The 19,623-nt window shown below is 67.2% G+C and carries 19 protein-coding genes and 1 pseudogene; 9 read left to right on the forward strand and 11 right to left on the reverse strand.

Annotated features, from left to right (window positions below; translation table 11 throughout):
- From hemW to ABH923_RS01390, 4 genes are all read right to left on the reverse strand, one after another.
- Nucleotides 1–1,230: a radical SAM family heme chaperone HemW gene (gene hemW / locus ABH923_RS01375; protein WP_370053331.1), complete on the reverse strand. Its 1,230-nt coding sequence runs from the start codon at nucleotides 1,228–1,230 to the stop codon at nucleotides 1–3.
- Entirely contained in the window at nucleotides 1,230–1,877 is a 648-nt protein-coding gene (locus ABH923_RS01380) for a DUF1990 family protein (protein WP_370053333.1), read from the reverse strand. Before ABH923_RS01380 ends, hemW begins: the two co-directional genes overlap by 1 nt.
- 112 nt (nucleotides 1,878–1,989) lie before the next feature.
- Nucleotides 1,990–3,840 (reverse strand): translation elongation factor 4, encoded by a 1,851-nt coding sequence (gene lepA, locus ABH923_RS01385; protein WP_370053335.1) that lies wholly within the window; start codon nucleotides 3,838–3,840, stop codon nucleotides 1,990–1,992.
- Nucleotides 3,841–3,962: 122 nt separating this feature from the next.
- Nucleotides 3,963–5,183: an amidohydrolase gene (locus ABH923_RS01390; RefSeq protein WP_370053336.1), complete on the reverse strand. Its 1,221-nt coding sequence runs from the start codon at nucleotides 5,181–5,183 to the stop codon at nucleotides 3,963–3,965.
- 77 nt (nucleotides 5,184–5,260) lie between these two features.
- On the opposite strand from ABH923_RS01390, the gene ABH923_RS01395 reads away from it, so the two are divergent.
- Together ABH923_RS01395 and rpsT are read left to right on the forward strand one after the other, a co-directional pair.
- Nucleotides 5,261–6,145, forward strand: coding sequence for an NAD-dependent epimerase/dehydratase family protein (locus ABH923_RS01395; RefSeq protein WP_370053338.1), 885 nt, complete (start codon nucleotides 5,261–5,263; stop codon nucleotides 6,143–6,145).
- Nucleotides 6,146–6,304: 159 nt separating this feature from the next.
- Nucleotides 6,305–6,565, forward strand: a complete 261-nt coding sequence (gene rpsT / locus ABH923_RS01400) for a 30S ribosomal protein S20 (protein WP_370053339.1) — start codon at nucleotides 6,305–6,307, stop codon at nucleotides 6,563–6,565.
- A gap of 104 nt (nucleotides 6,566–6,669) precedes the next feature.
- Here the strand turns inward: rpsT and holA are convergent, their stop codons facing one another.
- Nucleotides 6,670–7,728, reverse strand: coding sequence for a DNA polymerase III subunit delta (gene holA / locus ABH923_RS01405; protein ID WP_370053341.1), 1,059 nt, complete (start codon nucleotides 7,726–7,728; stop codon nucleotides 6,670–6,672).
- A gap of 608 nt (nucleotides 7,729–8,336) precedes the next feature.
- A pseudogene (locus ABH923_RS01410) lies at nucleotides 8,337–9,458 on the reverse strand (ComEC/Rec2 family competence protein); the annotation flags it as partial.
- On the opposite strand from ABH923_RS01410, the gene ABH923_RS01415 reads away from it, so the two are divergent.
- From ABH923_RS01415 to ABH923_RS01425, 3 genes are all read left to right on the forward strand, one after another.
- Nucleotides 9,389–10,921, forward strand: a complete 1,533-nt coding sequence (locus ABH923_RS01415) for a recombinase family protein (RefSeq protein WP_370053342.1) — start codon at nucleotides 9,389–9,391, stop codon at nucleotides 10,919–10,921. The pseudogene ABH923_RS01410 and the gene ABH923_RS01415 sit on opposite strands and share 70 nt — an antisense overlap.
- Nucleotides 10,922–11,548: 627 nt before the next feature.
- Nucleotides 11,549–11,845: a helix-turn-helix domain-containing protein gene (locus ABH923_RS01420; RefSeq protein ID WP_370053344.1), complete on the forward strand. Its 297-nt coding sequence runs from the start codon at nucleotides 11,549–11,551 to the stop codon at nucleotides 11,843–11,845.
- 5 nt (nucleotides 11,846–11,850) lie between these two features.
- The gene (locus tag ABH923_RS01425) at nucleotides 11,851–13,659 is read left to right on the forward strand and encodes a phage/plasmid primase, P4 family (protein ID WP_370053346.1); all 1,809 of its coding nucleotides are present in this window, start codon (nucleotides 11,851–11,853) and stop codon (nucleotides 13,657–13,659) included.
- A gap of 254 nt (nucleotides 13,660–13,913) precedes the next feature.
- Here the strand turns inward: ABH923_RS01425 and ABH923_RS01430 are convergent, their stop codons facing one another.
- Complete coding sequence (locus ABH923_RS01430) at nucleotides 13,914–14,306, reverse strand: hypothetical protein (RefSeq protein WP_370053347.1); 393 nt, start codon at nucleotides 14,304–14,306, stop codon at nucleotides 13,914–13,916.
- Between the two features lie 257 nt (nucleotides 14,307–14,563).
- Here ABH923_RS01430 and ABH923_RS01435 point away from each other — a divergent pair, with 257 nt between their 5' ends.
- The gene (locus ABH923_RS01435) at nucleotides 14,564–14,833 is read left to right on the forward strand and encodes a hypothetical protein (RefSeq protein WP_370053349.1); all 270 of its coding nucleotides are present in this window, start codon (nucleotides 14,564–14,566) and stop codon (nucleotides 14,831–14,833) included.
- 51 nt (nucleotides 14,834–14,884) lie between these two features.
- On the opposite strand, the gene ABH923_RS01440 is transcribed toward ABH923_RS01435, so the two are convergent.
- The 3 genes from ABH923_RS01440 to ABH923_RS01450 form a co-directional block, all read right to left on the reverse strand.
- The gene (locus ABH923_RS01440; protein WP_370053351.1) at nucleotides 14,885–15,280 is read right to left on the reverse strand and encodes a hypothetical protein; all 396 of its coding nucleotides are present in this window, start codon (nucleotides 15,278–15,280) and stop codon (nucleotides 14,885–14,887) included.
- A 9-nt stretch (nucleotides 15,281–15,289) separates the two neighbouring features.
- Complete coding sequence (locus tag ABH923_RS01445) at nucleotides 15,290–15,493, reverse strand: hypothetical protein (protein ID WP_370053352.1); 204 nt, start codon at nucleotides 15,491–15,493, stop codon at nucleotides 15,290–15,292.
- A gap of 192 nt (nucleotides 15,494–15,685) precedes the next feature.
- Nucleotides 15,686–15,865 (reverse strand): hypothetical protein, encoded by a 180-nt coding sequence (locus ABH923_RS01450; RefSeq protein ID WP_370053354.1) that lies wholly within the window; start codon nucleotides 15,863–15,865, stop codon nucleotides 15,686–15,688.
- A 47-nt stretch (nucleotides 15,866–15,912) separates the two neighbouring features.
- On the opposite strand from ABH923_RS01450, the gene ABH923_RS01455 reads away from it, so the two are divergent.
- The 3 genes from ABH923_RS01455 (at nucleotide 15,913) to ABH923_RS01465 (ending at nucleotide 18,772) form a co-directional block, all read left to right on the forward strand.
- Nucleotides 15,913–17,493 carry a competence protein CoiA family protein gene (locus ABH923_RS01455; RefSeq protein WP_370053356.1) on the forward strand — a complete coding sequence of 527 codons (1,581 nt, stop codon included), beginning with the start codon at nucleotides 15,913–15,915 and terminating at the stop codon, nucleotides 17,491–17,493.
- Between the two features lie 195 nt (nucleotides 17,494–17,688).
- Nucleotides 17,689–18,264, forward strand: a complete 576-nt coding sequence (locus tag ABH923_RS01460) for an RNA polymerase sigma factor (RefSeq protein ID WP_370053358.1) — start codon at nucleotides 17,689–17,691, stop codon at nucleotides 18,262–18,264.
- Between the two features lie 10 nt (nucleotides 18,265–18,274).
- The gene (locus tag ABH923_RS01465) at nucleotides 18,275–18,772 is read left to right on the forward strand and encodes a hypothetical protein (protein WP_370053360.1); all 498 of its coding nucleotides are present in this window, start codon (nucleotides 18,275–18,277) and stop codon (nucleotides 18,770–18,772) included.
- Nucleotides 18,773–19,135: 363 nt separating this feature from the next.
- On the opposite strand, the gene ABH923_RS01470 is transcribed toward ABH923_RS01465, so the two are convergent.
- A complete protein-coding gene (locus tag ABH923_RS01470; RefSeq protein ID WP_370053362.1) occupies nucleotides 19,136–19,270 on the reverse strand; it encodes a hypothetical protein in 135 nt (44 codons plus the stop codon).
- Nucleotides 19,271–19,623 lie beyond the last annotated feature (353 nt).

The following is a 19,623-nucleotide window of genomic DNA, read 5'->3' on the forward strand; positions in this document are numbered from 1 at the left end:
CTACTCCTCGGCGAGGAGCCGTCGCACGACGGCGTCCGCCAGCAGCCGCCCCCGCAGGGTCAGCACCACCGACCCGGCGAGGGCGGCTTTCGCGTCCACCAGGCCGTCGGCGATCAGCCCGGCGACGGCGCGGCGGCCTTCGCCGGTCAGCTCCTCGGTGCGCAGCCCCTCCCGGATGCGGGTGAGCAGCAGCACGCGCTCCACCCGCCGGGTCTCGGCGTCCAGCGTCTCGCGGCCGGCGGCGGGAGACTCCGCCGCCAGCACGCGCTGCGCGTACGCGGCGGGATGCTTCACGTTCCACCAGCGCACGCCGCCGACGTGGCTGTGCGCGCCGGGCCCGACACCCCACCAGTCGTGGCCGAGCCAGTAGGCCAGGTTGTGCCGGGAGCGGTGCGCGTCGTCGCTCGCCCAGTTGCTGACCTCATACCAGCCGTAGCCCGCCGCGCCGAGCCGCGCGTCGGCGAGCTCGTACATGTCGGCCTCCAGGTCGTCGTCCGGCTCCTGGACGGCGCCCGAGTGGATCTGCCGCGCCAGCTTCGTGCCGGGCTCCACGATCAGCGCGTACGCCGACACGTGGTCGGGCTCGCACGCCAGCGCGGCCTCCAGCGACCGCGACCAGTCGTCCAGAGTCTCGCCCGGAGTGCCGTAGATCAGGTCGAGGCTGACCTGGAGGCCGGCCTCCCGCGCCCACCGGACGACGAGCGGGACGCGCTCCGGGTCGTGCGTGCGCTCCAGCGTGGCGAGCACGCTCGGCACCGCGGACTGCATCCCGAACGACACGCGCGTGAAGCCGGCGTCGGCCAGCCGCCGGAGGTCGTCGGCGTCGACCGAGTCGGGGTTGGCCTCCGTGGTCACCTCCGCGCCGTCCGCGATCCCCCACGCGTCGCGCACCGCGCCGAGCATGGCGCCGAGGTCGGCGGGCGGCAGCAGCGTGGGCGTGCCGCCGCCGAAGAACACGGTGGACACCTCCCGGGCCGGGACGCCGCTGCGCTCCAGCGCCTCCCGCGCGAAGCCGACCTCCCGGATCGCGTGGCCGGCGTAGTCGGACTGGGCGACGCCGCGCAGCTCGGTCGCAGTGTAGGTGTTGAAGTCGCAGTAGCCGCAGCGCACCCGGCAGAACGGCACGTGCAGGTACACGCCGAAGTCGCGCTCGGCGGCGCCTGCGGCCGTGCTCGCGGGGAGGAGGCCGTCCGCGGGAGCCGGATCGCCGAGCGGGAGGGCGCCGGGCATCAGGCCGCCCGCGCAGGCAGCAGCGAGCGCAGGTACCGCTTGGTGAACCGCTTCTGCGTGGCGCGCAAGACGGGCGAGGTCAGCCGGTAGAACGCGTTGGAGGGCCGGGAGAACGCGCGCAGCACGAACCACACGGTCCCGTCGTCACGCATCTCGACCAGGAAGGCCTCCTCGCCGCTCTCGGGATGCCCCTTCAGCGTGCCGTACGCGAACCCGCGGCGGTGCGGCTCGTCGACCACGTAGACGACCCGGCAGGGCGCGGACACCTTGAACGGCCCGAACGGCACTTTGAGGACTGCGGTCATCCCGTTCTGGATGAATGGTGTGCCGTCGTCGGCGAACACGTCCTCCGCCGCCTTGTGCTCACGCATCCGCTTCGGGGTGCCGTCCTCATCGAACTCGATGCCCTCGTACTGGACGCCGGTGCCCTCGTTGACGTCGGTCACCCGGATGCCGCTGTTGCGCTGCACGCCCCACGTCATCAGCACGGCCGCAGCGGTCTCGAACCGCTCCTCGCCGCTGCCCAGCCGCACCTTCCGCTCCAGCGGCCGGTACCCCTTCGGCGGATAGTAGAGCAGGTCAGCGGCCTGCGTGCCGCCGATGAACCCGTACGTGACGGGCTGGTCGGTGAAGCTCGTTCGGCGCATGCCCTCTATCCTGCGTCAAACGCGGGTGGAGTGCGAACCCGACCCCGCCGTCGAGACGTGAGTAGGTGCGGGAAGCCGTGAGGGGATTCCCGCGATTTGTCGCGTCTCGGGGTTACTTCTTGTCCTTCTTCTCCGTGTCTCCGGAGAGCGCGGCGATGAAGGCCTCCTGGGGGACCTCGACGCGGCCGACCATCTTCATGCGCTTCTTGCCCTCCTTCTGCTTCTCGAGGAGCTTGCGCTTGCGGGTGATGTCGCCGCCGTAGCACTTGGCGAGGACGTCCTTGCGCATCGCCCTGATGCTCTCGCGGGCGATGATTCGCGCGCCGATCGCCGCCTGGATCGGGACCTCGAACTGCTGGCGCGGGATCAGCTCGCGCAGCCGGCCGGTCATCAGGACACCGTATGCGTACGCCTTGTCGCGGTGGACGATCGCGCTGAACGCGTCCACCTGCTCGCCCTGGAGCAGGATGTCGACCTTCACGAGGTCGGCCTCCTGCTGGCCGGTGGGCTCGTAGTCGAGGGAGGCGTAGCCTGCGGTGCGGCTCTTCAGCTGGTCGAAGAAGTCGAAGACGATCTCGCCGAGCGGCATGGTGTAGCGGATCTCGACACGGTCCTCGCCGAGGTACTCCATGCCGAGGAGCGCGCCGCGGCGGCTCTGGCAGAGCTCCATGATCACGCCGACGTAGTCCTTGGGCGCCAGGATTGCGGCCTTCACCATCGGCTCCTCGACCTTGGCGATCTTGCCGCCGGGGAACTCGCTCGGGTTGGTGACCGTGATGACCTTCTTGTCCTCGGTGGTCACCTCGTAGATCACGCTCGGGGCGGTGGTGATCAGGTCGAGGCCGAACTCGCGTTCGAGGCGTTCGGTGACGATCTCCAGGTGCAGGAGGCCGAGGAAGCCGCAGCGGAAGCCGAAGCCGAGCGCGACCGAGGTCTCCGGCTCGTAGACGAGGGCGGCGTCGGACAGCTTGAGCTTGTCGAGCGCCTCGCGGAGCTCCGGGTAGTCGCTGCCGTCGATCGGGTACAGGCCGGAGAACACCATCGGCTTCGGCTCGGTGTAGCCGGGGAGGGCGTCCGTCGCAGGCTTCGCCGCCGTGGTGATGGTGTCGCCGACCTTGGACTGGCGGACATCCTTCACGCCGGTGATCAGGTAGCCGACCTCGCCGACGCCGAGGCCCTTGGAGGGGGTCGGCTCGGGGGCGGAGACACCGATCTCCAGGATCTCGTGGGTCGCCTTGGTCGACATCATCTGGATACGCTCGCGCGGGCTCAGCTTGCCGTCGATCATGCGGACGTAGGTCACCACGCCGCGGTAGCTGTCGTAGACGGAGTCGAAGATCATGGCGCGGGCGGGGGCGTCGGCGGCGCCCGTCGGCGCGGGGATCTCCTGCACGACCCGGTCGAGCAGCGCCTCCACGCCCATGCCGGTCTTGCCGGAGACGCGCAGCACGTCCTCCGGGCGGCCGCCGATGAGGCTGGCCAGCTCCTGCGCGTACTTCTCGGGGTCCGCGGCGGGGAGGTCGATCTTGTTGAGCACGGGGATGATCGTGAGGTCGTTCTCCAGCGCGAGGTAGAGGTTCGCGAGCGTCTGGGCCTCGATGCCCTGCGCCGCGTCGACCAGCAGGATCGCGCCCTCGCACGCGGCGAGCGAGCGGGACACCTCGTAGGTGAAGTCCACGTGCCCCGGGGTGTCGATCATGTTGAGGGCGAACGTGCCGCCGTCGACGGCCCACGGCATCCGCACGGCCTGGCTCTTGATCGTGATGCCGCGCTCGCGCTCGATGTCCATGCGGTCGAGGTACTGTGCCCGCATATCGCGGTCGGAGACCACCCCGGTGATCTGCAGCATCCGGTCGGCCAGCGTCGACTTGCCGTGGTCGATGTGCGCGATGATGCAGAAGTTGCGGATGGAGGCCGGGTCGGTCGCGGCGGGCTCGAGGGGCTTCAGGGCTCGTGGTGACATTGTGGGCTCATTCTCCCACGAACCGCACCCCGGCCCCCAACCGTCGAGTACGCGCGAAATCGGCCGAAAATCGCCGAGTACGCGGATGATTCGCGCACTCGGCGGTTACTCGGCGGTCGGGATCAGGCGAAGCGCTCGGCGCGCTCGACCACGTGGCCGGCGCCGTCGGCCCAGCGGTAGACCTCGGCGCCGTCGATGACGACCAGCTCGGCACGGGAGTTGACGTCGAGCGGGTCGCCGGACCAGACGACGATGTCGCCGTCCAGGCCGGGCTTCAGCGCGCCGACCCGGTCGTCCAGGCCGAGGAACGACGCCGGGTTGACGGTCAGAGCCTCCAGCGCGGTCGTGGGCGGCAGTCCCTCCTTGACGGCGAGCGACGCCTGGTGGACGAGGAAGTTGATCGGCACGACCGGGTGGTCCGTGGTGATCGCGACGCGGACTCCCGCGGCGGCGATGAGGGCGAGATTGCCGATGGCGCGGTCACGCAGCTCGACCTTGGAGCGGGAGGTGAACATCGGGCCGAAGATGACCGGGATGTCGCGCTCGGCGAGGACGTCGGCGATCTTGTGCGCCTCGGTGCCGTGGTTGACGACGAGCTTGTAGCCGAACTCGTCGGCGAGCCGGATCGCTGTCGCGATGTCGTCGTGGCGGTGGGTGTGCTGGTCCCAGACCAGCTCGCCGTCCAGGACGCGCGCCAGGGTCTCCTTGGTCAGGTCGCGCGCGAACGGCTTGCCGTCGCGCTCGGCCTCGGCCCGGGACGCGGCGTAGTTCTGCGCGTCCACGAACGCCTCGCGGATGATCATGGCGACGCCGAGACGCGTGCTCGGGGTCTGGTTCTTGCCGCCGTAGACCCGCTTCGGGTTCTCGCCGAGCGCGGACTTGACGCTGACAGCCTCCTTGATCACCTGCTCGTCGATCGTCCGGCCGCCCCAGCTCTTGATCGCGACGGTCTGGCCGCCGATCGGGTTGCCGGAGCCGGGCTTCACGACGATCGCGGTCACCCCGCCCGCGAGCGCGTCGCGGAAGCCCTCGTCGTCGATGTTGACCGCGTCGATCGCGCGCACGGCCGCCGTGTTCGGCGTGGTCATCTCGTTGGTGTCGTCACCGGCCGGGCCATTGGCCTCCTCGTGGATGCCGACGTGCCCGTGCGCCTCCACGAAACCGGGGAGGACCCACTTGCCGTTCGCGTCTACCACCCGGACGCCGTCGGGCACGGCGACCTCCGCCGACGGGCCGACAGCGGTGATGGTGCCGTCCTCGACGAGCACCGTGCCGTCCTCGATCGGGTCTCCGGCGACCGGGACGACGTAGGCGTTGACGATGGCGATGCTGGCACGAGTCATGGGTTCGAGCCTACGCTCCGCGGGAGCGGCGGCGCGGAGGCGGGAATGGGCGCGCGCCTGCTGCGTTGACCCCTGGCATGACCATTCTCCTGACCGGCTCGACCGGCTACATCGGTTCCTCCGTCCTCCCCCGCCTCCTCGAAGAGGGCCACAGCGTCACCGCGCTCGTCCGCGACGAGGCGAAGGCCGACGCCGCGCGGGCCGCCGGCGCCACCGCCGTGGTGGGCGACGCGACCGACGTGGAGCTCGTGACCCGGCTGGCGCGGGAGAGCGACGGGGTCATCCACCTGGCCTCCGCCCCGGACGTCGACCCCGTGCTCATCCCGGCCGTGCTGGAGGGGCTCGCCGGCTCGGGCAAGCCGTTCGTGCACACCGGCGGCGTCTGGACCTACGGCTCGAACGCCGACATCGTCGAGGACTCCCCCGTTGCGCCGCCCGCGATCAGCGCCTGGCGTGGCGCGACCCAGGCACTCGTGCTCGCTGCGGAGGGCGTCCGCGGGACGGTGGTCGTCCCGTCCGTCGTCTACGGTCACGGGAAGGGCCTGGCCCGGGTCATCGTGGACGCGCCGCGCGGCGCTGGTGACGACGCTCCCCTGCGGCTGATCGGCGACGGCACGCAGCACTGGCCGACCGTGCACGCCGACGACCTCGCCGCCTTGTACGTGCTCGCCCTCGAGCACGGCACCGCCGGCTCCGTCTACATCGCGGCGAGCGGCGCCAACCCGACGGTGCGGGAGCTCGCTGAGCTGGCTGCGGCCGCTGCCGGCGCGTCCGGGGTGGAGGCGGAGACCGTCGCGCAGACCGAGGAGCGGCTCGGCGCGGGCTTCGCGGAGGCCGTGCTGCTCGACCAGCAGGCGCGCGGCACCACGGCGCGGATCGACCTCGGCTGGGAGCCGAACGGCCCGTCGCTCGCCGACGAGATCGCCACCGGAAGCTACGCGCGGGAGTTCGCGCGCGCCTGAGCGGGCGGGCCTCCGCTCTCCAGCGTTTGGCGGAACTGTCCGCCGCTGGTAAAGTTGTTTGTTGGCTTGCGTGTGGGTATACCGCACGAACGCCGCAAGGCGCCCTCTCTCGCTGAGCGGCATCATCCGATTACTCACTTCGAACGAAAGTAACCATTCGTGGCAAACATCAAGTCGCAGATCAAGCGCAACAAGACCAACAAGAAGGCGCTGGAGCGCAACAAGGCGGTCAAGAGCCAGCTGAAGACCGCCATCCGCGCCACGCGCGAGGCCGTCGTCGCCGGCGACAAGGAGAAGGCGACCGCGGCGCTGCGTCTCGCCGCCAAGCGGATCGACAAGGCCGCCAGCAAGGGCGTCATCCACAAGAACCAGGCGGCGAACCGCAAGTCGGCCATCGCCAAGCAGGTCGCCGCGCTCTGACGCAGTGACCGCTCGCGGGACCTGTCCCGCGCCGCGACGAGCCCCCGCCCCGTACCCACGGGAGCGGGGGCTCGCTGCATGTGCGGGGCGCGCGTCCCCGGCGCTCAGGCGCGGCCGCGGGCGCTGACGATGCGGATCATCCGCTCCAGCGCGAACACCGGATCGCGGCCGCCACCCTTCACGTTGGCGTCGGTCTCGGCCAGCACCTCGATGCAGCGGCCGAGCCCGTCCTCGGTCCAGCCGGACAGGTCGCGCCTGGCGCGATCGACCTGCCACGGCGCGAGCCCGAACTGCTGCGCGAGCTGGCCGGACCCGCCCCGCGCGCCCGAGATCTTGGCCATCGTCCGGATCTTGCTCGCGAACGCGGCGACCATCGGCACCGGATCGGCGCCGGACGCCAGCGCGTGCCGCATCGTCACGAGCGCTTCGCCGTAGCGGCCGGCGATCGCCTGGTCCGCGACCTGGAACGCGTTGGTCTCGACCCGCCCGCCGTAGTACTTGTCGACCGTGGCCTCAGTGATCTGCTCCGCCGCGTCGGAGATGAGCTGCTGGCAGGCCGCGGCGAGCTCCGCCAGATCGTCCGTGAACGCGGAGGTCAGCGCCCGGAGCGCGCCAGGGGCGATCTTGCGACCCGCAGCGGCGAACTCCGCCTGGGCGAAGTCGTACTTCTCGGTGTCCCGCTTGAGCTCGGCGCAGACGACCTCCACACCCCCGCCGCCGCCCGCGCGGATCGCGTCGAGCAGCTTCTTGCCGCGCACCCCGCCCGCGTGCCGCAGGACGACGACCGTGCCGTCGGCCGGAGCAGCGAGGTAGTCGAGCATGTCGGAGAGGAACCCATCCCCCGTCTTCTCCACCGCGTCCACCCGGATGAGCCGCGGCTCGCCGAACAGGGAGGGGCTCGCGAGCGTGAGCAGCTCTCCCGGCGCATAGTCCGCCGCCGAGAGGTCGCTGACCTCCAGGCTCGGGTCCTCCTGCTTGAGGTGGTCGCGCAGCAGCCGCGTGGCCCGGTCGGCGAGGAAGCCCTCCGTGCCGGAGACGAGGACCACTGGAGCCGGGCGGATCTGGTTCCAGGCGAGCTGCGGGATCGCGCTCTTGGCGGCGGTGCCGCCCGCCCGCCCTCGCGAGCCGCCCGAGCCGCCCCTGCTGTTGCTTCGTGTCGCCACGTTCCTCCTCGTCCGTATAAAGGATAGAGGGGACCACCGGCAGCGGCCGCCGCGGGTGGGGCGTCCTCCCGCTCGCCCCAGAGCCGCGGACCGCCCACGCCGGCGGACACCAGCAGGAGGCCCGACCGGTCGGTGCGCGCGGTGGCGGTGCCGGAGTGGGCGAGCAGCTCGAACGCCCGGCGCGTCGGGTGCCCGTAGCCGTTGTCCTCCCCGACCGAGAGCAGACCGAGGCGCGCGTGGATGGTGTCGTAGAGCGCCGGGCTCTGGTCGGCCGATCCGTGGTGGGCGACCTTCACCACATCGATCGTGCCGAGCACACCCGACTCCTGGAGTCGTTCCTGCTCGCGTTCGCCGAGGTCGCCGAGGAACAGCCCGCTGAGGCCGGTCCCCTCCGCGCGGACGACGAGGCTCCCGGGGTTCCCACTCAGCACGGTCTCGCCCGGCCCGACCGGCGGAGGCCAGACGATCCGCCAGCGCAGCGCTCCGAGAGCGCCTTCGGTGCCCGCGTGGCCCTGCTCCACCGCGATCCCGGCGGCCGCCAACCGGTCCACGAGACAGTGATCGGACGGCCGGCCGGCCTGGCCGACGATCGCGCGGTCGGTCCGGCCGAGCACCGCGTCGGCCCCGCCCACGTGATCGATGTCGAAGTGCGTCAGGAGCACCCAGTCGAGCCGGGCGATCCCGAGCGTGTCCAGGCAGTCCGTCAGCGGCTGGGTATGCCGTCCCACGTCGATGAGGCCGACGTGGTCGCCGTCGCGCAGCAGGACGGCGTCGCCCTGGCCGACGTCGCAGGCGGCGTACACCCAGTCCGCCGGCCGTCCCCAGGAGCGCCCCGCGCCGATCCCGCCGAGCGCTCCCGCGTAGACGGTGGCGCCGCCGAGGAGTCCCACTGCGGCCGCGGCGGCGATGACCCGCGGAAGCCGCGCACGGGCGGCGAGGAGCGCGATCGCGACGAGGGTCAGCGCGCACAGTGTCACGCCCACGATCCCGTCGGGCCACGGCAGCGCCGCTCCCGGCAGGCCGGCACTGAACCGGGCGACGGCCGCGATCAGGGCGGAGGGCAGCCAGGCCAGCCACACGACCACCTGGCCGAGAGCCGGCGCCCAGGTCAGCACCAGGCAGGCGACGCAGCCCAGCACCGTCGCGACGGGAGCGGCCGGCTCGGCTACCAGGTTGGCGAGGACCCCGAACAGCGGCAGCGTCGGCGTCAGCAGAATCAGCACCGGCTGGCAGGCGAGCTGTGCGGCCAGCGGCACCGCGAGCGCGAACGCCGCACCCCGCGGCAGCCACCTCCCGAGGATGCCCGCGAGCGGCCGGGCGAGGACCAGGAGGCCCGCGGTGGCGAGCACCGAGAGCGCGAAGCCGTAGTCGCGCGCGAGCCAGGGGTCGCGGACGAGCAGCACGACGACCGCGAGGGCGAGCGCGGGGAGGCCGTCGGCGACCCGGCCGCGAGCGAGGCCGACGAGCACCACGGCGGCCATCGTCGCGGCACGGATCACGCTCGCCCCCGGCCCGACGAGCACGACGAACGCCGCGAGCGACGCTCCCGCCACCAGGATGCGCCCGCGACGGCCGAGGCCGGCCAGGCGTGCGAGGAGGAAGACGAGCCCGGTCACCAGCGCGCAGTTGGCCCCGGATATAGTTAGCGAAGGGGGTGCGTATGACGACGATGATCGTTCGCGAGTACTTGAGAGTATCGAAAGACAGGTCGCAGACCGGGAAAAGCCCAGATCAGCAGCATGAGGAAAACGTCAGCTCGGTTCAACGCCAAGGGTGGCAGTTGCACACCGACGCTCCCTACCGCGACACGGATCGCAGCGCGAGCCGCTATGCAACGAGGGCTCGCGAGGACTTCAAGAGGCTGATCGCGGATCTCGAGGCCGACACCTTTGATGCGGACATCCTTGCGATTTGGGAATCGAGCCGCGGCTCACGGCGGGTCGGCGAATGGGTGGACCTGGTCGACTTGTGCAAGGAGCGCGGCGTTCGTATTTGGGTGACCACCCATAGCCGTCTCTACGATCCAGCGAACGCGCGCGACCGTCGAAGCCTTCTCGAGGATGCCGTTGATGCCGAATATGAGTCGGACAAGACCTCGGAGCGTATTCGCCGCGACGTGCGCGCGGCTGCCGAGAAGGGCAAGCCTCACGGCAAGAACGTGTACGGGTATCTCCGCGTATACGACGCTCGAACTCGCGAATTGATCCGGGTGGAAGAACACCCCGAGCAAGGACCGATTGTGAAGGAAGCCGCGGAGAGGGTCCTAGCCGGTGAGAGCTTTTATGGCATAGCCAAAGACTTCAACGAACGCGGGATTCCTTCGCGCCGACCGACGCGAATTGAGCATCGCGCCGGGTACGGTTGGACTCCCCCGGCAGTGAAGCAGATGTTGAGCATGGCGGCATACGCGGGAAAGCGAGAGTATCGCGGAGAGATCGTCGGCGACGCGATCTGGCCGGCGCTAATCCCGTACGAAAGCTGGCAGAAGCTGCAGTCGGTGATGTCACCGCCCGAGCGTCGACGAACTAACGACTGGCCGGCCAAGCACTTGCTCGCAGGGATTGCTGTTTGCGGAGTCTGCGGTGGACCGATGCGCGTTGGCAAGCAGAATGCGGGCTCCCGCAAGCTGGACGCGGATGGCAATCCGATCCCACGCCAGAGCTACTCCACGTATGTCTGCGTCGGCGTTCCCGGGCGGCCCGGTCCGGATGGCAAGCGGGGCTTTCACGTTGCGATGCGCGAGGAGCATCTGGATCGCGTTGTGACGGAACTATTGCTGAAGCGGGTTCAGCGGCCGGACTTCCTCGCGACAGTCGGCGACCGCGACGACGATCGCGACGCCGAGCGACGCGCATTGCTCGAGGAGATCAACGGTTACCAGGCTTACCTCGATAAGGTGCGTGCGGACGCTGCCGAGAAGCTCCACTTCGAGCTCCTGCTTGATCAGGAGGCGAGAATCGAGCCGAAGATCCGGACCGCGCAAACAAAGCTGGAGAAGTTGTCGGCCGTGGACCCTCTTGTGTTGTCGATACTTGCGGGCGGTGCTGTTCGTCAGAAGTGGGAGACGCTTGATCTCGCCGCTCGGCGCCGGGTTGTGCGCGGAGTCATGCTGCCTCGAGTCAATCGCATTGGCACAGGGTGGCAAGGCAAAAAGGGACCAAACTACGACCGTGTTGAGCCTGTGTGGCTGTAGCGGTGTGTAGCAGTCCAAGAAAGGTCTCAGCTACGCCCTTGCGGCGAGATATCAACGATGTTCAGCCGCTGTAGCGCTGTAGCGCTGTAATCGAAAAACTGTGCAAAGGAACACCAACCCTCGCAAGTGGCCTCGAGGATCCAACAAGTACCTGGCTACAGCGCTACGCCGCTACGTTGTCGGGGAATCCGCAAATTGTCGGTGATTGCCCGTAGCCGTCGCATGTCATCTTCGGCTACCGGGCCGCTACCGGCCAAACCTGACGCGCATCTTCTTCCGTCTCTAGCGGATGGTGAAAAGTTGAAGGCTTGATCCCGCTCGCTTATCGCCAGCTTTTGTCACAGTTGCCTCATACCGTGAATGAGCGCGGCAACCGCCGTGTGCACAACTCAACATCTATATCTCGACTTCGGCAGTTGTCGGGACGAACAAATCATGCGACCTTCCACGGAAGGTGCGGACCGCAGCACTTGGCTGGTGCGCGATCCAGGTAAATAGAGCCCCGATTTCGAAGGACCCTCCTATGTGGGTGCGGACCACACATTTGGCTGGTGGGTGGCCCAGAGCAGAAGAGCCCCGATAACGAAGCGATCAGAAGTTGTGCTCCTCACTCCCAAGGAGCATCAGATGCAAGACCTGTCAGACTTTATCGATCTCCCCACCGCCGTCGAACGCTCCGGCTATGGAGAGTCAACCCTGCGACGCCACATCAAGTCCGGCAAGATCCCCGCCGTCAAGATCAAGGGACGCGTTCACATCAGGCCCCAGGACTTGGAGACGTTCACTGCTCCTGAACCGATGCGCCCGACAGATGCCACCTTGGAAGACTGGGCATCGCGAATGGCAGCGAAGGCGCCAGCATTCCGCCCCGAGCAGCGCAAGCTGATTCTCTCAGCATTCTCCACCGCGCTGGGTGGTGAGTGATCCGAATGCCGGCAACAGAAAACCGCCCCGGCAATCACGAGGCGGCATCTGAAGAGTTTCGCGGCTCTGACCTCAATTTTAGTGCCCACCCAGCGACAGCGGCGACGGACGACAGCGCGACCCTGACGTCCGCCTCGCCCGATCGCTTCGCGCCTACCTCGGCAGAAACACTCACCGAGCGGGCGGTGATTAGATACCTCAGCGAGATTGTTGACAACCCGAGGGTCTCGCTTGGCACGATCCGCGACGCGCTTCTTCGGCGCATCAACGCAGAGTTCTCCCTGGAAAACACTGGACGCCGCGAATCGCACTCCAGCTCCGGACCGATCCAGAAGATCCAGTCGCTCGACGAGCGCACTGTTACACGTGTGCTTCTGGCGCGTCAAAGGATCGTCTCAATCGATCTCTCAGGGGGGCAGGCCGAGGACATGACGTTACTCGGCATCTACGTCGACTTCGGAGAAGACGAGGGTACATACTCGACCTCCGACCGCCGAATCAAGTCACTTGCGAGCGAGCTGAAGCCCTCCCTGACATCAAGAGGCCTCGAATCGGTCTGCTCGAGCCTTCGAATCCATGCACCGGTGGTGCAGAGGACCGTAGAGGCTCACCTAATCCCTGTGGGCAACGGCGTGTTCGATCACCAGCGCCAGACCCTACGACCGTTCTCGGCGGACTGGATCTTTCTATCGAAGATCCCGACAGACTACGACCCCAACGCGGAGAGCCCGATCTTCACGATGCCGGACGGGGTCGAGTGGACGTTCGACGGATGGCTCATGAGCTTGAGCGACGATCCTGGCGTGCCAGAGTTGCTTTGGGAGGTAATCAGCGCGGCCGCGCGATCCTACGAGCCCTGGAACAAGGCACTGTGGCTTGTCTCCGAGCGTGGCAATAACGGCAAGGGAACATTCGTCCACTTCATTCGAAACTTGTTGGGCACGAAGCTCTGCTCTGCTGTGCAGTTCGCTGACTTCGGGCACGAGTTCAAGATGGAACCTCTCCTTCGCTCGCGCGTCAACCTCGTCGACGAGAACGGCGTGGGGACCTTCGCAGACCGAATCGACGCATGGAAGGCGTTCATCACCGGAGACACCATCACCCTAAACAGGAAGCACAAGACTCCCATTGCAGTCAGCTGGCGGGGCATCGACATCCAGTGCCTCAACTCGTTCAGCCAAAGAACTAAGGACCGCTCAGAATCGTTCTACCGCAGACTTCTTATCATCCCGTTCCGCAAATGGTTCGGGGACACAGAACGCAAATACATCAAGCTCGAGTACCTGAAGGACCCCCAGGTGCTCCGGTACGCCTTGAAGCGCGCTCTCGAGATGCAGCACACCGAGTTCTCGAATCCCGCGGTCTGCCGCGAAGCGCTCGATGAGTATAAGGGTACGAACAACGGTCTGCTGAGCTTCTGGCTTGAGTTCGAGAACCAGTATCTGTGGGACCTCTTGCCGTTCCGCTTCCTGTACGCGCTCTACTGCGAATGGTTCCGAACGGTGAATCCCAGCGGACAGGTGGAAAGCATGAACGCGCTGATCTCTTTCCTGAAAGAACACCTCGCAGGCTCAAACGAATGGGAGCACAAGGGCTCCGTTGCCGTTCGCCCAAAGCAAATGATGAGCCAACCGGAGCCGCTTATCGTCGACTACAACCTCACGGACTGGATGAACAACGCCTATTCAGGAACCGACCCGCGCAAGAAGTCCCTGCCGTTTCCCTTGAAGACGAACTACAAGGGCTTGGTGCGCCGCCAGCCAATTGGCCCCTCGACTCGCGCAGCTGTTTCGACGGTCGCCGAACGACCGTAGCAATCGAGTCACAGGGGCTCCCGACTGGTCCTGGTCGGTCGCCCCGCGCCCTGCAAGGAGTCGTTGACAACCGTGCCCAAGGGAAGATCAGCAGAAGCTGCTCGCGCCGCTCATTACATTGTGAACCGAGCTGGGCCGGTGGCGAACAAAGTTCGCGCCGGCCCAGCCGACCGGTTCTCCGGATTCTCGCTACCAGGGATCCGCTCGACCAACCCACCAGACCGAAGCGGAGACCTCGGTGATCTCGAGGCCGCTCATCCGATGAACGCGAACGCCTTCGCCGCCGCCATCACCTCAGGGCCGACCTCGTCCGGGCTGCCAGTCTGCAGAACCCGGGCTGGCGAGACGTCGTTGAGTGCCGGGTTCATCCCCTTGAACCACGACTGGACGGTCACCGCCTCGTTGCGCTCACGCAGAAGCGCGGCGATTTGGTAGGCGACGAACAAGCGGTCGCGATCGGTTGCCCCCGGCGCTCGGGTGCCAGCGGCCCACTCTGCCACAGGCTTGGTGGACTTGACGTTCCCGATGTAGGCGACGAGGCGCACGCCGACGATGTCCCGGAGCTTGGTGACCAGCTCGGGGAAAGTCGACCGGATCGCGTCGTCGTATGCGCGCATCCCCGCCTTCTGAGTCGTTGTCGTCGCCATGTCGTTGACGATACTCCGACAACCCTCGAAACGGCCATGAAAGTTCGTTTCGAATCGGCATCGAAATCGCCATCAAAATCGCCCTAGAAAAGTAGAAGAATGGGGTCAAGGGATGATGAACCCCACCTCCCGGAGGAGAAGAATTCGTTCGTCGTGCACACGCCGCAGTGAAGGAGCCCGCTAGGAGACTTGTTCGCCGGGCTGGGCGACGTTATCCGTGGGCCGCTCGTGGACGAGGAGTCGAGACGGCGGTACCCGTGTCGAATGACTATCGGGACGCAGAGCGGTGGAAACGGCGTGAGAGCCGTCGAGTTCGTTCTGCGGTCCAGTCCATCGGCTCGACGTACCAGGCTGCACAGCAGGCCGGCGATGACGTCGCCCGGCAGGCTGCGCTAGATGCCGCCGAGAAGTGGATCAAGACCTACAAAAGCGGTGGCACGACTTCGTTCTCGTTCGACGAACTCAGTGGCGGAAAGCCGGGCATCTCCTACACGAACATGTGGAACGACAACCGCTGGCTGCTCTGATCACCGGAAAAGGATGCTCACGAATCGTTCTGAGGCCCGGAGATCAGCGATCTAACGAAGAACGGTCACCGGCAGCTGTGTCTGCGCATCATCACCGTTCACGTGGCTGAATGCGGAGATCTGACCGATCCCTGGTAGTCCGAGGCTCGCGTCCCGATAGCTGACCACGATCCCCTCCTCTAGCACCCGGACGCTTTCGCCGACGTAGTTGGACTGGTTGGCGTCGGTGAAGTCGAAGATGAATGCCTCAACCTTGCTTCCGAACCGGATGCCCAGCCGCTTCCCTCCGTTGCCGTCAGGGCCGTAGTAGTCCACGCCGTATCCGAAGTATTCCGGAGGCGCCGGCGTCTCGATCCGCTCGCCAAGCTCCCACGTCACAACGATGCTGTTGGGGTGCTCCTCGACGAGGACGGAGATCACGAGTCGCGGGATCAGGGGCTCAGCCATGCGCCCAGACTAGGGCTCACGGCCATCGTCCGTGCCAGGCTCGGTCGCCGCAGCCTCGTCGTACGTTCCATCGACCAGTTGCTTCATCTCGTCGTCGATCTCCTCGTCGAGCTTGCGCGATTCTCTAATCGCGGAGAACAGACTTCTCTCAAACGTCGTCAGCTCGTCATCGCTTACGAGCGCTTCGTCATCGACCTCGTCGTCGTCCCCCATGCCGACATGCTGCTCGGGTTTCCGCTCCCCCGTCAACTGTTGACGGTTTCGTGTCCTCCATCTTGAGGACATCGTTCCACGAGCGTTACCGTGGTGCCCACCCGGGGATGCTGGGCCGGCGCGGATACGAAATCCCCAGCGAGGACGTCTCAACCCGACGTGACCTGGCCGGCATCCCCAGGAACCATCCTCTTAGGCCTCGACGACCCACTCCTCATACCATTGGCCCTCGCTCTGGAGGCTGCCGGCTCCACGGACTGCGTAGTCGGGCAACTCCGAACGCGGCCTGAGCTCGCTGTCGTAGTACTCGGTATCTCCCTCGGGGTACGGGCCGACGCTCAGATAGACGAGGTCGCTGCTCGGGTCAGTCATGCGTCGAGGATACCGATGCTGTCGGCCCCACCCAGTAGCCTTTCCGCGTGCAGCACGGGGCAGAAGTGTTGGCGGCATTCCAGGACGGGGAGACGCGCCTCGTCTACGCACGCCCGCGGACGGGCGGATCGCTGTGGATGCTGCCCAACGGAGAAGCCAAGAAGCATCGCGCCTTCACCAAGGCAGAGCTCGTATGCCCCGTTCATGACTGCGCCGAGCCTAAGCTCACCACCGTGGCGCGGGCGCCGAGGAAGCGCGACGGGTTCAGCCACCTGGCCGGCGGCGGCCACGCCCCAGAGTCTCTCTTCCACCTGCAGGCGAAGCAGCGTATAGCCGACTGGTTGACCGAGCACTACCCGCGATCGAGCGTCCACATCGAGGAACAGTCAGACACCAACCGCACCCGGATCGCAGATGTAATGATCACCGGTCCCACGGGCCAGCGGATCGCCTTCGAGGTCCAGTACTCCCCCATCACGCCCGAGAAATGGCGGGAGCGTCACGACTCCTACCTCGAGCAGGGCATCACCGACATCTGGCTCTGGGGTCACCACGGCGCCAACCTCAAGGAGGATCGCCAACTCCCGGGGACTGTCAAACTCACGCCGGCCCAGCAGCTCGTCGCCGAGCTCGGCCAACCGCTGCTGTGGTTCAACCCGGTGCTCGGGGGCATCGGTACCGCCAGCCAGATCCGCTATGGGGCGCCCTGGTCGATCCGGACACTCCCCGTAGGTAGCGGGGATTTCCTGGTCGAGCCGCTGGACCAGTTCTCTCTGGCGAATGACGGCTTCGGGAGCGAGCTCACCCGCCGCCTCCTCGCCGACACCGTGCGCTTTAGCGAGTGGCGCGAAAAGCGCGACGCTGAGGTTCGCGCGCAACAGAAAGCCGCCGATGAGATGAAAGCCGCTGAGGCCGCCAGAGAGGCCGCGGAAGCGTCTCGACGACAGCAGCAGCTCGAACGCGCGACCAGGGTCTGGCTCGGATCCGAGCAGCGGGCTTCGCTGCTCAGGCAGATGGGTGGCACGTGGCCGGAGTGGCTGAACGTCACGCTTGAGGAACCGCTGCCGGTTCCGGCCGAGCAGTGGCAGTCGGCCGTCTACATCCGCTTCATCATCGACCTCGCGCACAACAACACGATCAGGCGCGAGCCCATCATCACTTGGCTGAAGGGCGAGTACCGGCTCGGTCCGCGCCCCCGCGAGCGGGCGATGGTAGCTCTGTACCGATGGCTCATGGCGATCTCCAAGCGAGGCATTGTTCGTCGGCAGGAGCACAAGTGGAGCGGACGATCCACCTTCTACGCGGTCGACCCGGCGTACCTGCCGGCGGGCGGATGGTTCCCAGGCGTGAATCCGCCCGTCAGTCGGCGCCTGGAGCTAGAACGCTCCCTGGAGCGGCGAAGGCAGGAGCGTATCGCCGAGCTCGCAGCGAGGCCGCCCGTACCGCCGCCACTGCCCGTTCCCGAGCAGCTGCCGGAGTGGCACGCGCGCATCCGCGCCGCGCGTGAGGCTGGGCTCAAGCCGCGCTCAGAGTCGGGGCTCCGCAAGTGCGTCCTCTGTGGAATCGCACTGGACCCGATCTACATGGATCTCGGGTATCACCCGTACTGCTCGAGGACGCGGAGGTGACGAGGCCCCCTGCGTCGCATGCGGCACCCAGCGTGGGTCATCTCGGAGTTCACGGGGTTCGAGGCGTTTGGGATGCACTGTCGGGGCGCAGATACGCGTCTTCGAAAGGCGACTAGGCGTGGGGATTCTCGGTGAGACGATTCGCCGCGACCGGACATGATGAAGGTGAGGGACCAATTCACCAGAGGGAGATCCGTGCAGGCGCTTACCCCCGAATCGACGGGCGAGTCGGTCTCCGACGACCGCCCGGAGGTCGAGCGTCTGCGCCGCGGGGATCGTGACGCTCTCGGCGAGCTCTACGGCCGTCACGCCGGAACCGTCTACTGGAACGCGTACGGCGTCCTGAAGTCTCGGCCCGACGCCGAGGAGATGACCGCCGACGCGTTCCTCACCCTCTGGACCCGTCGCCACGAGGTCGAGATCTACGGCATCTCGGCGCTGCCTTGGCTCGTGGTCACGGTCAAGAACCTCAGCCGCAACCGCCTGCGCTCCAACGAGCGCCGCAGCGCCGACCACCTGGACGACGTCGACCCGGCATCGGCCGGCCCGTCCGCCGAAGACCTCGCCGCACTCGATGAGGCGATGCGTCTCGTCCGCGAGGTCATCAGCCAGTTGCCCGCGGTCGACCAGGAGATCTTCCGTCTCTGCATGGTCGACGGGCTCACCTACAAGGAGGCCGCAGCCAAGCTCGGCCTCAAGCACGGCTCCGTGCGCAACCGTCTCTCTCGCATGCGCCTTCGCCTGCAGAGCGAACTGGGACCGAGGAGCTGAGGACACCATGATGAACGCAGCACCCACACTTCCCCCGGGCTCCGACGCCCGAATCACGGGGCTTCTCGATGCCCGGCTGACCAGCTACACGCGCAGGCAGAAGAAGCGCGGCCGCGTGGTCGCCGCTGCGGCCGGCGCCGCGGTCGTGCTCGCGGCAGGCAGCCTGGCCTGGGTCACGTTGGCGCCTCACACCCTCCAGACGCGCTCGGCGTATTGCTACAGCGCGGACAGCACGTCCTCTCGGTGGACGCAGGTTGGGTTGCCGGACGAGCAGACGGGTCCCGACGGGACGTCCCAACCACCTACGCCGGCCGACCGGAAAGCCAGCGCCGTGGACATGTGCGGTGCCGCCTGGCGCGCAGGCATCCTCGGCAGCAACACCACGGTGCCGCCGCTCGTCGTGTGCGTGCGCACCGACAACGTCCCGGCGGTCTTCCCCAAGGAGGACTCCGACAGCCGCAGCGACGCGAAGTTCTGCTCCGACCTCGACCTGGCACTGGAAAGGTGACCCCGATGGATGACTCGATCCGCCCAGAAGCCACCGAGCTTCCACCCACACTGTCCGTCGACGTGAGCTGGGCACTGGACCTGAAGAGCCCAGACACCGAAGCCCTGAGCGTCTAAGACGTAGGGGAGCACGGCCAGCGCCGCCGTCGGGGGAACGGGCGGCGCTGGCCGGTTCGACGCCGCTGACAGTGCCGAGTGCTCGCATACGTGGATTCGACAGCGCGCGAGCCGCTCTTCTTCCGATCGCTCGACGCTGGTGACGACCAGGACTGAGCCATGCATGGCTTCGGCTCTGTCGGACACGCTGGTCACAAGGTGTTGATCGCCCGAGAAGGACTTGCCAAGAGGCGGGCCGCTCTTTGGTTCAGTCCTTGCGGTTGATCGCCTTCTTCACGCGCTCGTACCAACCGGCCGTGCTGATGGCGTCCCCCACCGTCCCGTCGGCCATGTAGCCGACCGTCAGCCCCGCGAACTGCGTGTAGCAGTCATCGCACAGCACTCGCGTGGCCGTGTGATGACCTTCCCCCGTCAGTCGCTTCCGACACTGGTCGCATCGTCCGCTCATGCGCGCAGTGTTTCACCATTCACGGGATGAAACAACCGCCTCATGTGTCACGGCCGGATTTGGACGAAGGAGCCATTCGTGGCCACGGACTTCCTCGCCTTTTCGTGATCTCGTGAGAACCTCAGCCGCTGCTTCGGTCTCACCCAACCAGGTTTCGGGAGGCGCGCAGGCGCACCCCTCAATCGAGCCTCTCCCGCAGCGATGCAAGGCGAGCGTACGGTCACCCTCGGGAGGTGATCATGGCCGCGGCACCGCTCGTCGACGTCGACGGGCGACGTCTGCGCCTG

Origin of the sequence: Leifsonia sp. EB41 (genome assembly GCF_041262565.1) — a bacterium.
In the GTDB taxonomy this organism is placed as follows: Bacteria; Actinomycetota; Actinomycetes; order Actinomycetales; family Microbacteriaceae; genus Leifsonia.